10 protein-coding genes and 1 pseudogene are annotated in these 12,751 nt (G+C 72.1%); 5 read left to right on the forward strand and 6 right to left on the reverse strand.

The window, feature by feature from the left end; translation table 11 throughout:
- Window positions 1-2 precede the first annotated feature (2 nt).
- The 3 genes from RMN56_RS09280 to RMN56_RS09290 all read right to left on the reverse strand — a co-directional run bounded on the left by RMN56_RS09280 (window position 3) and on the right by RMN56_RS09290 (window position 2,255).
- Window positions 3-1,109: a glycosyltransferase family 9 protein gene (locus RMN56_RS09280; RefSeq protein WP_313724688.1), complete on the reverse strand. Its 1,107-nt coding sequence runs from the start codon at window positions 1,107-1,109 to the stop codon at window positions 3-5.
- A 103-nt stretch (window positions 1,110-1,212) separates the two neighbouring features.
- A complete protein-coding gene (locus RMN56_RS09285; RefSeq protein WP_313723427.1) occupies window positions 1,213-1,752 on the reverse strand; it encodes an Hsp20/alpha crystallin family protein in 540 nt (179 codons plus the stop codon).
- The gene (locus RMN56_RS09290) at window positions 1,749-2,255 is read right to left on the reverse strand and encodes a DUF2231 domain-containing protein (RefSeq protein WP_313723428.1); all 507 of its coding nucleotides are present in this window, start codon (window positions 2,253-2,255) and stop codon (window positions 1,749-1,751) included. Before RMN56_RS09290 ends, RMN56_RS09285 begins: the two co-directional genes overlap by 4 nt.
- Before the next feature lie 160 nt (window positions 2,256-2,415).
- Between RMN56_RS09290 and RMN56_RS09295 the strand changes: the two genes are divergently transcribed.
- Window positions 2,416-3,036 (forward strand): pyridoxamine 5'-phosphate oxidase family protein, encoded by a 621-nt coding sequence (locus RMN56_RS09295; protein ID WP_313723429.1) that lies wholly within the window; start codon window positions 2,416-2,418, stop codon window positions 3,034-3,036.
- A 39-nt stretch (window positions 3,037-3,075) separates the two neighbouring features.
- Here the strand turns inward: RMN56_RS09295 and RMN56_RS09300 are convergent, their stop codons facing one another.
- On the reverse strand, window positions 3,076-5,115 hold the full coding sequence (locus RMN56_RS09300; RefSeq protein ID WP_376787287.1) for an acyltransferase family protein: 2,040 nt from the start codon (window positions 5,113-5,115) through the stop codon (window positions 3,076-3,078).
- Between the two features lie 695 nt (window positions 5,116-5,810).
- Between RMN56_RS09300 and RMN56_RS09305 the strand changes: the two genes are divergently transcribed.
- Both RMN56_RS09305 and RMN56_RS09310 read left to right on the forward strand, forming a co-directional pair.
- The gene (locus tag RMN56_RS09305) at window positions 5,811-6,488 is read left to right on the forward strand and encodes an SAP domain-containing protein (protein WP_446685819.1); all 678 of its coding nucleotides are present in this window, start codon (window positions 5,811-5,813) and stop codon (window positions 6,486-6,488) included.
- A gap of 118 nt (window positions 6,489-6,606) precedes the next feature.
- Window positions 6,607-7,056: pseudogene (locus RMN56_RS09310) on the forward strand (SRPBCC family protein); the annotation flags it as partial.
- A gap of 490 nt (window positions 7,057-7,546) precedes the next feature.
- Here the strand turns inward: RMN56_RS09310 and RMN56_RS09315 are convergent.
- Window positions 7,547-8,365 carry a hypothetical protein gene (locus RMN56_RS09315; RefSeq protein WP_313723432.1) on the reverse strand — a complete coding sequence of 273 codons (819 nt, stop codon included), beginning with the start codon at window positions 8,363-8,365 and terminating at the stop codon, window positions 7,547-7,549.
- A 155-nt stretch (window positions 8,366-8,520) separates the two neighbouring features.
- On the opposite strand from RMN56_RS09315, the gene RMN56_RS09320 reads away from it, so the two are divergent.
- Window positions 8,521-9,744, forward strand: coding sequence for a hypothetical protein (locus RMN56_RS09320; RefSeq protein WP_313723433.1), 1,224 nt, complete (start codon window positions 8,521-8,523; stop codon window positions 9,742-9,744).
- Window positions 9,745-9,777: 33 nt separating this feature from the next.
- Here the strand turns inward: RMN56_RS09320 and RMN56_RS09325 are convergent, their stop codons facing one another.
- On the reverse strand, window positions 9,778-10,065 hold the full coding sequence (locus RMN56_RS09325) for a hypothetical protein (RefSeq protein ID WP_313723434.1): 288 nt from the start codon (window positions 10,063-10,065) through the stop codon (window positions 9,778-9,780).
- A 508-nt stretch (window positions 10,066-10,573) separates the two neighbouring features.
- On the opposite strand from RMN56_RS09325, the gene RMN56_RS09330 reads away from it, so the two are divergent.
- The gene (locus RMN56_RS09330) at window positions 10,574-12,745 is read left to right on the forward strand and encodes a HelD family protein (RefSeq protein ID WP_313723435.1); all 2,172 of its coding nucleotides are present in this window, start codon (window positions 10,574-10,576) and stop codon (window positions 12,743-12,745) included.
- The last annotated feature ends 6 nt before the right edge of the window (window positions 12,746-12,751 follow it).

Raw genomic sequence — 12,751 nt, forward strand, 5'->3', positions numbered from 1 at the left:
CGTTACTCCGCCAGCAGCTCGCGGGCCGCCTCGACCACCTCGGCCACCGGCACGTCGGCCACGAACGAGTCGCGGTGCGGGCACTCCCCGCCGCCCGGCCGGTGCGGGTAGATGTCCCGTGTGCAGTCGATGCCGCAGACCGGGCAGTGGGTGGTCCACGAGGCGATCGGCCGGTGCCGGACGCGCAGCGGGGTCGCCCCGTTGATCAGGTTGCCGATCCAGTAGATGCCGACCGTCGGTGCGCCCACCGCGGCGGCCAGGTGCAGCGGGCCGGTGTCGTTGGAGACCACCAGCGCGCAGCCGGAGTACGCGGCGGCCAGCCCGCCCAGGCTCAGCGTGCCGACCTGCGGGCGGACCGGCACGCCCGCCGCGGCGACCACCTCGTCCACCGTCTCCCGCTCGGCCGGGGTGCCGGTGACCAGCACCTCGTACCCGTCGCCGGCCAGCGCCCGGGCCACCGCGCCGAAGCGCTCCGGCGGCCAGCGCCGGCGGCTGTCGGTGGCTCCCGGGTGCAGCGCCACCCGGGGCCGGGTGGGCGCGCCGAGCACCTCGCGGGCCTCGGCCCGGTCGGCGTCGGTCACCGCCAGCGCCGGGGTGATCGTCACGGCCGCCGCCCCGACCAGGGCCACCGCCTCCAGATAGCGGATCACCTCGTGCTGGTAGTAGACGTAGCGGATCCAGCGGTCCAGCGGCGGCGCGTCCTCGGCCCGCAGGCCGGCGGTGACCCGCGCGCCCAGCCCGGCGATGACCGGGTTGGAGTTGGCGCCCCCGCCGTGCAGTTGCAGGGCCAGATCGAACTGCTCCTTGCGGGCCGACGCCAGGAAGTCCGCCAGCTCGGCGGGCGCCTCGTCCGGGCCGGGCTCCCGGATGCCGGGCGCCGGCGGGACCACCAGGACCCGGTCCACCGGGCCGGGGCGGTCGCGCCAGAGCTTCGCGTGCCACGGCGCGCCGAGCAGCACGATCTCCGCCGACGGGTACGCGGCGCGCAGCGCCTCCAGCGCCGGCAGCACGAAGATGAAGTCGCCGAGCGCGTTCGCCCGCAGCACGGCGATCCGCTCGACGTCCGGGACGCGCTCGCCGACCGGGCCGAGCACCGACGACGGCTCCAGGTCGCGGTGCGGCGAGCTGGAGTCGTCGGACGACGGCTCCAGGTCGCGGCGCGGCGACAGACGCGCCGAGCTGGAGTCGTCGGACAGGGTGGTCACGCGACCCCTACGGCCGGTCGATCTCGTCGGCCGTGGTGTCCGGGTGGTGCAGCTCCCGGTCGGCGGCCGGGTCGACGAAGCCCCGGCTACCCCCGGAGGTCGCCCTCGGGCCGGTGCGGCCGACCGTGATGGTGCGCGGCGCGGGCCGGGCCGCCCGGGGCAGCCGCACCCGGAGCAGGCCGTGGTCCATCACCGCGTCGATCCCGTCCGGGTCCACCCGGGACGGCAGGTCCACCCGGTATTCGAAGCCCCGGGTGGTGAAGCCGCCCGGGATGCCCTGGTCGGCGTTGACCTCGGCCTCCGACCGCGCCCGCACGCACAGCTCCCGGTCGTCCAGCTCGACGGCCACCTCCTCGGGCGCCACACCGGGCAGCCGGACGACCACCTCCCAGCCGTCACTGACCTCGGTGAGCTCGACGTCCGGGTTGCCGGCGCGGCCACCGACCAGGCGGCTCAGCTCGGCGCGCAGCGACTGCAGCTCACCCATCGGGTCCCAGCCCTGCTGGCGGCCCCGCCAGCCCCGGCCGCCGCCACTCTGTTCCGTCATCGCACGTCTCCGATCCGCTGGGTCGCCGAAGGGGGTCGCAGCGAGCTGGGGGCGTTCAGGTCGTGCTCCGGGTCGACGCCCACACCCAGCCGGTCCACCAGCTCGCCGCCGAGCCAGGCGCTCACGCCGAGGATGGCCACGGCGACCACCTCGATGGCGATCAGCGCGCCGCCGGCGGCCCGGGAGTCGGCGTTGAGCCGGACCGCCCAGACCGCGGCGAAGAGCAGGATCACCGCGACGTTGGCGGCGGCGTGCGTCAGCCCGACCCGCTTGGCGCGGGTGCCGGTGGGCAGGGCGAGCAGGTCGAAGGCGCCGGCCGCCGCGGCCAGCAGGCCGCCGATCAGGCCGACCGTGATGTTCCAGTACGCGACCTCGCCGAGGAAGTCCGGCCCACCCACGGTGTCGATCACATCGAAGATCACCGCGGTCACCAGGAGGCCCACCGGGAACATCACCAGCATCGGGTGCACGGGATGGCCGAGCACCTTCAGTCGGCTCTCCATCTCCGCCTCCATCGCTCGCGGCGCGCTGCGGCTCAGTCCGTACCCCCGGGCTCCGGGGGCAAACCTCGCCGTCGACGCGCTCTCCTAGGCTGACCATGGCGGAAACCTGCCGTTCGCGGGCCGGAACCGCCGTCAAGGTCAACGGACGGGGGAGGCAGACGTGACGACACGGGAGATCACCAGCCCGGAGGAACTGGCGGAACTGCTCGGCGCGCCGACGCAGCGGGCGCGGGACAAGGAGCGCACGGTGCTGCACCAGCGGGACCGGGAGTGGCTGGCCGCCTCGCCGTTCTGCCTGATCGCCACGGCCGGCGCGGACGGCAGCTGCGACGTCTCCCCGAAGGGCGACCCGGCCGGCTTCACCCTGGTGCTGGACGAGACCACCATCGCCATCCCCGAGCGGCCCGGCAACCGGCGGGCCGACGGTTACCGCAACATCCTGGCCAACCCCCACGTCGGGCTCATCTTCCTGATCCCCGGCCGCACCGACACGCTGCGGATCAACGGCCGGGCGCGGCTGGTGACCGACGCGCCGTACTTCGCCGACATGGTGGTCAAGGGACACCGGCCGGTGCTCGCCGTCGAGGTGGCCATCGAGCAGATCTTCTACCACTGCGCGAAGGCGTTCCTCCGCTCCGAACTGTGGCGGCCGGAGACCTGGCAGCCCGACGCGCTGCCCACCCGCGCCCGCCTGGTCAAGGAGGTCGAGGCGTCGACCGAGAACCTCGCCGACCTGGAACGCCACTACGGCCCGGACTACGTCACCACCATCTACGCCTGATCGCGCCCGCCGCCACGGCCCGGCCGGTGGCGGCGGCGATCAGTTCGACGGGGAGAAGCGTGCGGGCACGCCGATGTCCGACAGCGCCCGAGCCAGGTGCGGGGCCGTGGTCCGGACGTAGGCCGCGCCGATGTGCGAACCCCCGCGGTAGATGAGGACGTTGCCGAACGCCACCGGGCACCGGTCGGTGGGGCAGACGGCGTCGAACAGGTCGATCATCTTGACCTGGGGCATCCCGACGACCGCTTTCCGCTGCGTCACGAGGCCCGGGTCCCGGTCGTGGAGCTTGCGGTCGAACGCGCAGGCCGACAGGTGCTTCCGGTTCTTGTCGGCGCACGCCACGATCGCCGGGCCGGGATGGGGGTTGTTGGCGAGGACGACCACCTGCACGCCCGCGGAGTCAAGCGTCTTCCACGAGGACCGCATGCCCGCGACCATCGCGTCGACCGACACCTTGCCCGCGGCGTCGAGGGCGCTCCCCGCTGACTGCGAGGTGACGACGTAGTCGGGACGTTGCTCGGCCAGTCGGCGCAGCAGCGTCCTGTTCCACTCGATGCAGTCGGTGTAGGGCTTGTTGGAACCATCGCCCTTGAGGACCTTTGCGCTGGTGAACGCGCACCCGGCCTTGGCGGTGATCACCAGCTTCCAGTCGTTCTGCGCGGCGAGCACCTGGAACGCCGGCAGCCACTGGTCCATCTTGGAGTCGCCCACCAGGGCGACGGTCGTGGCTCCGTCCGGGTTGCCGTAGGTGCACGACAGGACCTCGGACCCCACGACCTGCTGGAAGCACTTGTCCCGGTTGGTGTCGGGCACATCCATGAATCCCTGCCGGATCTTCAGGGGGTCCGGCGAGATGAAGTCGAACCGCTCGGGGACCGGGCCGATCGGGGCGGTCCCCGGGGCGGTCGACAGCAGCGCCGCGCCAGGCGCGTACTGGCTGCCCCGGCTCGGCGTGGCGGCGGCCGCCCACGCGGCCATCAGGACCAGGGCGAGGCCGGCGCAGATCCCGGCCATCGTGAAGTTGCCACCGAGGCTCAGCGCGAGACGCGGCGACGTCGAGATCGCCCGCGAGTAGCGCAGCGGGTTCTCCACGAGCCGGAAGGTGAGCCAGGCGGGGACCACCGAGGCGAGCGCCACCACCAGGCCGCGCTTCACCGACAGGCCGTCCCAGTACGCGCCGGCCACGATGAGCATCGGCCAGTGCCACAGGTACAGCGAGTAGGACAGGTCACCGACCCAGCGGAACGGGCGCGTGCCGAGCACCAGGACCGGACCGCGGGAACCCGCCGCGACGCCGGCCGCGATCACCGCGGCGGCGCCGACCGTGGGCAGCGCGGCGGCGTACCCGGGCCATGCCGTCCCCTTCGTCACCAGCAGCGCCGCCGCCACGATCGCGGCGAGGCCCAGCCAGCCGAGGAGGACGGCCAGCGCCCGGGGCATGCGCGCGACGCCGGTCGCGGCCAGCGCGATGCCCGCCCCGACCGCCAGCTCCCACAACCGGGTCGTGGAGACGAAGAAGGCCCGCTCCGGGGAGTGCGCCGTCTCGACGATCGACCAGACGAACGACGGCACCGCCAGGACCGCGAGACCGACCCACAGGACGGGCCGCACGTTCGTCCGCCGGAGCCGCCGCGCCGCGAGGAGCGCGAGGATGATCAGCAGGGGCCAGAGCAGGTAGAACTGCTCCTCGACGGCGAGCGACCAGAAGTGCTGGACCGGCGAGGTCGCGGCGTTGTCGGCGGCGAGGTAGTCGACCGCGCGGTCGGCGAACCGCCAGTTCACCACGTAGATCGCCGCGGCGGCGATGTCGCCGCCGATCTCCTGCCACTGACCCCGGGGGACGAACAGCCGGACCGCCACGGCGGTGGCCGCCAGCACCACCGTCGCGGCGGGCAGGATCCTCTTGGCCCGCCGTGCGTAGAACCCGAGCAACGAGATGCGGCCGGTGCGCTCGATCTCCGTCATGAGCTGCCCGGTGATGAGGAAACCGGAGATCACGAAGAAGACGTCGACCCCGACGAAGCCACCCGGGAGGAACGGCAGCCCGGCGTGGTACAGCAGCACGAGCCCGACGGCCACGGCGCGAAGCCCCGCGACATCACCCCGGAAGCGGCTCGAGGAGGGCTCCCTGCGCGGCCCACTCGTGGTTGCCGTTCCCGGCAGGGTGCCCGGGTCCGCCGGGGAGGCGGAAACGACTGGTTTCTCGATGTGGGAGCTTCCCCGGGCGGGAACTGTCGTCAACTCCGGGGAAGTCATCACGATCCTCAAGCTTGGCGGGCTCCGGCTCCGGAACGATAGCGGCTCGTCAGGCGGGTGGGCAATCGTGACCGCCCAGGTCAGCCTTGCCCCCGGGCAGGTCCGGCGGGCCGAGGATTCCAGGACCCGCAGGGCCGCCGAACCGACCGAGTCAGGGGCCGTCGCCGGACTCAACGACACCCTGCTGCTCGTCCACGCCGCACCCGCCGAGCGTTTGGGCCGTCGACTGAGGGTACAGGTCTGCAGACGGCCCACCGCGTCACGAGGCGCTGGAAACCCCCTGGAACCGGGTCGAGGAAGGATGATGTGCGATGCCGACGACGAGCAGCTCGGGCCGCGGCAGCGGCTCGACCGCGACGAACCCGCCGGGCAACCAGACCCCGAACACCCCCGACATCAACGAGAGCGAGATCGCCCGGCTGAAGGTCGACCAGCTCCGCGACCGGCTGCGTCGGCGCGGCGTGACCGGCACCGCCGACATGCGCAAGGACGACCTGGTCGAGGCCCTGGTGAAGAGCATGCGGGACGGCGCCAAGAAGAGCACGTCCGCCGGGGCCGGCGGCTCGTCCCGGGGCTCGTCGTCGGCGAAGAAGAGCACCTCCTCGTCGGCCAACCCGCCGGGCAACCAGACTCCGAACACCCCCGACATCGACGAGAGCGAGATCGCCCGGCTGAAGGTCGACGAGCTGCGCAGCCGGCTCCGCGCCCGGGGCGTCACCGGCACCTCCGACATGCACAAGCCGGACCTGGTCAAGGCCCTGGTGAAGAGCCTGCGTGATGACTCCGGGTCCGGGTCGGGCTCGCGCTCCGGCTCCTCCGGTGGGGGCGTCCGCACGGGCTCGCAGACCTCCAAGTCGATCAAGTACTCCCAGGAGGTCACCTCCGTCGACGACGAGCCGGAGCGGCCCGGCCGCAGCCTGGTCACCACCGACCACGAGGTGATCCGGCAGTGGGCGGAGGCCCGCAAGGGCGTGCCCTGCACGGTGGACGGCACCGAGCACGACGGGCACGCCGGGGTGCTGCGCTTCGACTTCCCGAGCAACGGGCGCGAGGAGCGGCTGCGCGAACTCAGCTGGGAGGAGTGGTTCCGCGCCTTCGACGAGCGGCGGCTCAACTTCATCTACCAGGAGGAACGCTCCGACGGGAGGCAGAGCAACTTCTTCCGGCTGGAGAGCCCGGACCGCGAGGACGGCTGACCCCACAAAACTCCGAAAGGCCCGGGTCGGCGCGTCGACCCGGGCCTTTCGGCTCGATTGGGCCGCGCCACCCGGGGTACGGATTTCGGTGCAGACCACTGAACGACAAGGAGTGCTCATGGCGACGAAGGTCGAGAAGTCCATCGAAGTCGACGTGCCGGTCAGCACCGCGTACAACCAGTGGACCCAGTTCGAGGAGTTCCCCCGGTTCATGGGTGGCGTGCAGGAAGTGCGCCAGCTCGACGACCGGCGGATGCACTGGGTCGCCGAGATCGCCGGCGTGAAGCGCGAGTGGGAAGCCAAAATCCTGGAGCAGGTCCCGGACCGCACGGTCGCCTGGGCCGCCACCAGCGGCGCCACCAACGCCGGCGCCGTCCACTTCCAGCCGCTCGGCACCGACCGCACCCAGGTCCGGCTCTCCCTGGAGTACGAGCCGGAGGGGCTGGTCGAGAAGGCCGGCGACAAGCTGCACCTGGTGGAGAAGCGGGCCGAGGCCGACCTGGAGAAGTTCAAGTCGTACATCGAGGGCCGGGGCGCCGAGACGGGCGCCTGGCGCGGCACCATCGACGAGGGCCGCACCCTCGGCACCCCCGGCGTCGAGCACGCCGTGTCCTCGCGCGGCGACGACGGCAAGGCCGGCGTCTCGGCCACAGCGGTCGCGGCCGGCGCGGTCGCCGCGGGCGCGGCAGCGGCAGCGGCTGCCGCGGCGGCCAAGCACCGCGCGGAGACCGACGAGGAGCCCACCCCGGAACCCGAGACGGAGTACGTGGTGACCGACGTCCCCGCCCAGCGGAGCGCCGCCTTCCCGCCCGACCCGGCGGACCCGCGGCGCGCCCTCTAGACCTTCCACCTCCCTGCCGGAGCGAGCCCGGTGGACCGGCCCCGTGCCGTGTCCGCCGGGCTCGCTTCGTGTGGCGCGTATCGTTGCCGGCCGCGACCGACCTCGGACCACGCCAGCCGGAGATCACCGTTGCCACCCCGGCGGACCGCGGGTGGGTGGTCCGCCGGGTCGCCGAACCTCTGCCGAGCTGGATCATGGACAGCCGGGCTGACCGCGCTCAACGCCAGGTGAACCGGCTGATCTCCCGCTGGAACTCCCGCAGGCTGACGGTGGCCCCCTCGGCCGGCGTCAGCCGCAGCGAATAGGTGACCTCCCCCGCCGCCCACCACACGGTCCACGAGCGCTCCGCCGCGCCGGTGACGACGCCGTCGCGCGCGCCGATCGTGACCGGCGTGCCGCCGGCGGGTCGCCGCACCTCGGCCGTGCGGCCCGCCGTCACGACGAGATGCAAGCCTTCCGGGCCGTTGTAGCCCTGGTACCAGCCCTCGTCGGTGGCGGCCCACTGCCCTGGGTGCGGGCTCCACCGCTGGCCCAGGTCCGGCAGGTCACGTGCGAAGTAGGTCGGCCGCACCTCCCCGGAGGCGCCGTCGCGGAGCACCCGGTCGCCGAGGGGCTCCGGCAGCGACAGCAAGACGGGAACGGCCACGCCGCTCGTGGCGCAGTCGGCCGCACCCAGGACACGGGCCCGCACGGCCACGACCACCTGGGCGCCGTCCTGCCCGGCGACCGCCGCCCGGGGCTGCACGAGTTCCTTGCACTGGGCGCTCGTCCCGGCGTACACGGTCACGGACGTGCCGTCCCGGGCGACCATCGCCGACAGCCACGGCAGGGCCGATGGCGCGTCCGCCAGCGCCGACGGCCGGGGCGCCACCTCATCGGTCGCGCGTTGCTGCCTCACGAAGAAGCTGCCGACGAGCGCCACGCCGATGGCGGCCGCCGCGACCACGAGGGTGATCCACCGGTTACGGGGTGCCCGGCCGGCCGCCGGTGTCTCGCCGCTGACCGTCAGCTCGGGCCGTCCGGACCTGGTTTCCATCAGCCGCCTTCACATCGGGTGCCGGAGCGGATCGTATGCGAGCTTCCGGCTGGTGATCCACCCGCTTCGCGGGATCAAATGCGCAGGTCGTGCAGCGCAGACACGGGTGGGAATCGGGGTCGACGGCCTGCCCCGGCGCTGCCATGATGTGCGCCGTGAAGATCATTTCCGGGCCGGGGCGGACGCCGTCGGGCCAGTCGGCTCCGGCCGCGCTCGGCCGACGTCATGCCCGGGCCGCGGCGACGGCGATCGTCGGCCTGATCGTCCTGGCGGCCGCCCACTCCATGCCGTGGGTGGCGGTACGACCCGGGCAGAGCACCGACGACCTGCTGCTGGGCCGGCCGCCCTCCGGCGAGGTGCGGACGTACGCGTTGACCGACTTCCCCGGCTCCCGGGCGTCCCTGTACGTCGGGTGGGTGCTGCTGCTGGTGATGCTGGTCGCAGCCTGGGTGAGGCCCCGGTGGCGACCCGGCGCGCGGTTGGGCGCCGGGGTGCTGGGCGTGGCGCTGACGCTTTTCGCCTTCCTGTCCGGCGGCGACGCCGTGGACGCCAGCGGCTTCCCCCGGGCCGACCATCCCCAGAGCGAGTTCCTCGCCGGCATCTGGCTCGCGGTGGCCGGGACGCTGTTGCTGGCCGCCGCCGTCCCGACCCTGGCGGCGGCGCCGAAGGCTCCGGTGGAAGCCCGCCCGACCCCGGCCGAACCGGCACCGCTCAGCGAGACCGCCCCAGCCACTCCGCCGGCCCCGGCCTTCGCACCTGGCCCACATCGGACCGCCACCCGCCCTGCGCAGGCTTCCTGGTGGCGGCGTCCCGGGCCGGTGATCGGCGTGGCGGCTGCCGTCGCCGCGGCGGCCATCGTCGGAACGGTGGTCTGGTACGCCGTCCACGCGCGCGCCGGACAGGACCGCGACCTCGGCGCGCTGGTGGTGGCGATTCCCGCCGACTCGACGCCCACCACGCCGGCCGCGGTCGACGATCAGGTCAACATCACCCGAATCCTGCCGCTCGGCGAGGACTTCCGGTCCCTGATGCTCGTCGCGGCGGTGCGCAACACCGTGCAACACGCCGCCGGCGCGGCCTGGACCCGACCGGACTCCGCCTCGGTGACGGTCACCCTGCTCCAGTTCGACTCGGTGTCGGCAGCGGACCAGTTCCAGCAGTCCTACGTCGATCTTCAGCCGCCGGCCGGCGGCCTCGGCAACCTGGTGGAGATCCCCGACGTACCGGGGGCGCTGACCTTCACCGACGAAGACAGGACCGAGGTACGCGGGGTCGCGCGCCGGAACGAGATCATCGTGCTGGTCAGCGTGGGCGGCGGGCCACCGGACGCCGTCACCACCGTCGAGTCCCTGGTCCGGGAGCAGTACGGCCGGCTCTGAACCGCTCCCGACCACCTAGCGGGGGCGCGATGATCATCGTGGCAGCTCGATCGGTTGCGGTGGCGCGTCGTACTCGCCCAGCGCGTAGCGCAACCGGTGGTTCATGTCGTTCAGGGCCTGTCTCAGTTCGTAGTCTCCTGCGCCCTGCGTCAGGTGGCCCGCACGCACGAACCGGGCCCGCACCTTGTCGACGAACTCTCGCGGCAGGATGTCGGCCCAGACGCATCCTTCAAGCTCGGCCAGCAATCCGACGAGCACCGCGGCGTCAGACCGCAGCACCGGGTTGGGGCAGGTCACCTCTTGAGTCACGTCCACCAGCATGCGCCCGGCTGAAGGCTCTAACATCCCAGGTCGTGCGTGGGTTCTTCACGGTGGGAAGTCGAAGGCTTTCGCCGAGGATCTCTGAGGAGGGCTGGGGGTTCGGGGGGAGCCCCGAGGTCTTTACGCCGTCGGCCGACGGCGGGCACCTCTGCCCCGGCTGCGCCGGTCGCCGGCGCCCGGAACGATGCGGCGGCCGCGGAGCAGACAAGGTGGTGGTCGCTCGCGCGGAAGACGGCAGGACCCAGTGCCACCGCTGCCGGGTAGCCAACCACCTCGCGCCCTGTTCGGACCGCGGCCGGACGAGCAGGCCCGCCGCCCGACGCGACACTCTCAATAGGCGAATCAAGATGGGTTGAGGCCACACGCGGCACCGAACTGCAAGGCATTGAGATTCCCATCTCCGCCGACTGGATTCCTGGCCGGCGAGGAGAAACCAACTCTAAGCTTGCCGCCGGCATACCTGCGGCTCGTTCGGGCCGAGGGAAAGCACCAGTACAAGGATTTGCGAATGCGCCAGGATTCTGCTCTGAACAACGGCACTGCTGGCGTCAGCGAAACAACACCGAACGGCGAAGCGCCAACCTCTACCGCGGAGGGCGTCGCGCGCCGATCCGCGGTTGCCGAGGAACAAGAGTTTCTCGACTTGGCCACGGCCCGGCGCGACAGGCTTGCCGACCATCTACAGGCCGAGCTTTCGTCGGACGCCCTGAACGCGTTGGAACGGGCGCGGCGGCGCATGCTCCGCCAGCAGTACGAGGAGCTACGGCGAGCACGGGAAGGGCTGGTCTTCGGCCGCCTCGACGGCCTTGACGGCACCGTGCGACACATCGGCCGTGTCGGTCTCCGTAACGACCGCGAGGACAGTGAGCCGCTCCTGGTGGACTGGCGCGCTCCCGCAGCTCGGCCGTTCTACACCGCGACGGCTGTCGACCCGCAAGGTCAGGCACGGCGGCGTCACATACGCACGACGGGATCGACCGTCGTCGGCGTGGACGACGAGCCACTGGACGGGACCATAACGGCCGAACTCGTCGGTGAAGGCGCTCTACTGGCCGCCCTGGACCAACGGCGAACCGGCCGCATGTCGACGGCGATCTCCACGCTGCAACGCGAACAGGATGACATCATCCGGGCCGAGGCGACCGGCCCGTTGATCGTTCAGGGCGGTCCCGGCACCGGCAAGACCGTCGTTGCCCTGCACCGCGTCGCCTACCTGCTGTTCGCCCACCCGAAGATGGCCGACCAAGCGGTCCTGGTCCTCGGCCCCTCGCCGCGGTTCCTCCGGTACATCGCCCAGGTGCTGCCCGCGCTCGGTGAGACCGCCGTCGTCTCGGCGACCTGCGACACTCTGCTGCCCGAGATCCGCGTGGGCCGCGACGAGAGCCGGCTTCTCGCCGAGATCAAGGGTCGCGCCCTCTGGCAACCCGCGCTCGAAAACTACGTCGCGTCGCTGCTCCCCCGGCCCCGTGAGCTGAAGCTGCGCTGGGAGGGCGAGTTCTACGTCATCCCGGCCGCAACAGTGGCACAGGCACTCGCCTCGGCGGTGCAGGGACGCCCGTACCACCGCGCCCGTGCGGCGTTCGCCGAGCAGCTGCACCACATCCTGGCCGAAGCCGTCGTCGAACAGCGCGAGGCGCTGATGAACGAGATGGAGGAGGGCTTCGAGGACATCCTCGCCCGCGTCGACAGGGGAATGCAGCATGACCACCAGCTCGGCAGGAGGTCCACCGGCAGTGACGTCGACGGATTGCTCTCCGAGGACGAGGTAGAAAGTCTTCGTCATCGTATCGGCGCGAGCGCCACCATCGCCCGGTTCATCGAGGCATGGTGGCCCACTCTCAACGCCGAAACCCTGCTGTGTGGCCTCATGGCCGACCGCACCCTGCTAGCCCGGTTTGCCCCGCAGTTGTCCGTGGAGGAGATCACCGCCGTCCAGGCCGAGCCCGCACTGTGGGCATCGAGCGACATCCCCCTTCTCGACGCCCTCGCCGACCTGCTGGGCGAGGTCGAAGCCCCGCAACCACAGGGCGAGTTCGTCGCCGACCACGCTCGCCGGCAGCGCGACTGGGTGTACGGCCACGTCGTCATCGACGAGGCGCAAGAGCTGTCCGAGATGCAGTGGCAGATGGTCCTACGGCGCTGTCCCAGTCGCTCCATCACCGCGGTCGGCGACATCGACCAGGCGGAGGCAGCACACCGGCACACCAGCTGGGCACAAGCGGTGCAGGCTGTTTTCAGAGACCGCTGGACCGCTGCGGAACTGACCATCTGCTACCGGACCCCGCGTGAGGTTATGGACCTCACCGAACCCGTCTTGAAGAAGGCTGGCAGCCACAATGCGCCGCCACGGGCGGTACGCTCCTCCGGCATCGCCCCCTGGGTGCTCACGATCACGCCTGCCGAGCTTGCCGGCGCCGCCGCCCAAGCCGTGCGGCAGCTGCAGCAACGGTGGCCTGGCGGCACGGTTGGCGTCATCGCCCCCGTCGACCGCATCGCCGAACTCCTCGCCGTGCTGAGCGATGTGCCGGTGCTCACCGCGACCCAGTCCAAGGGACTGGAATGGGATGCGACGCTACTCATCGACCCCCAGGGCATCGCCGCTGAACCGCGCGGCTGGAACGGCCTCTACGTCGCGCTCACCCGATGCACCCAGGAACTCGGACAGCTGGTGCTCACGTAGCAATCG

Origin of the sequence: Micromonospora halotolerans (genome assembly GCF_032108445.1) — a bacterium.
GTDB lineage: Bacteria > Actinomycetota > Actinomycetes > Mycobacteriales > Micromonosporaceae > Micromonospora > Micromonospora halotolerans.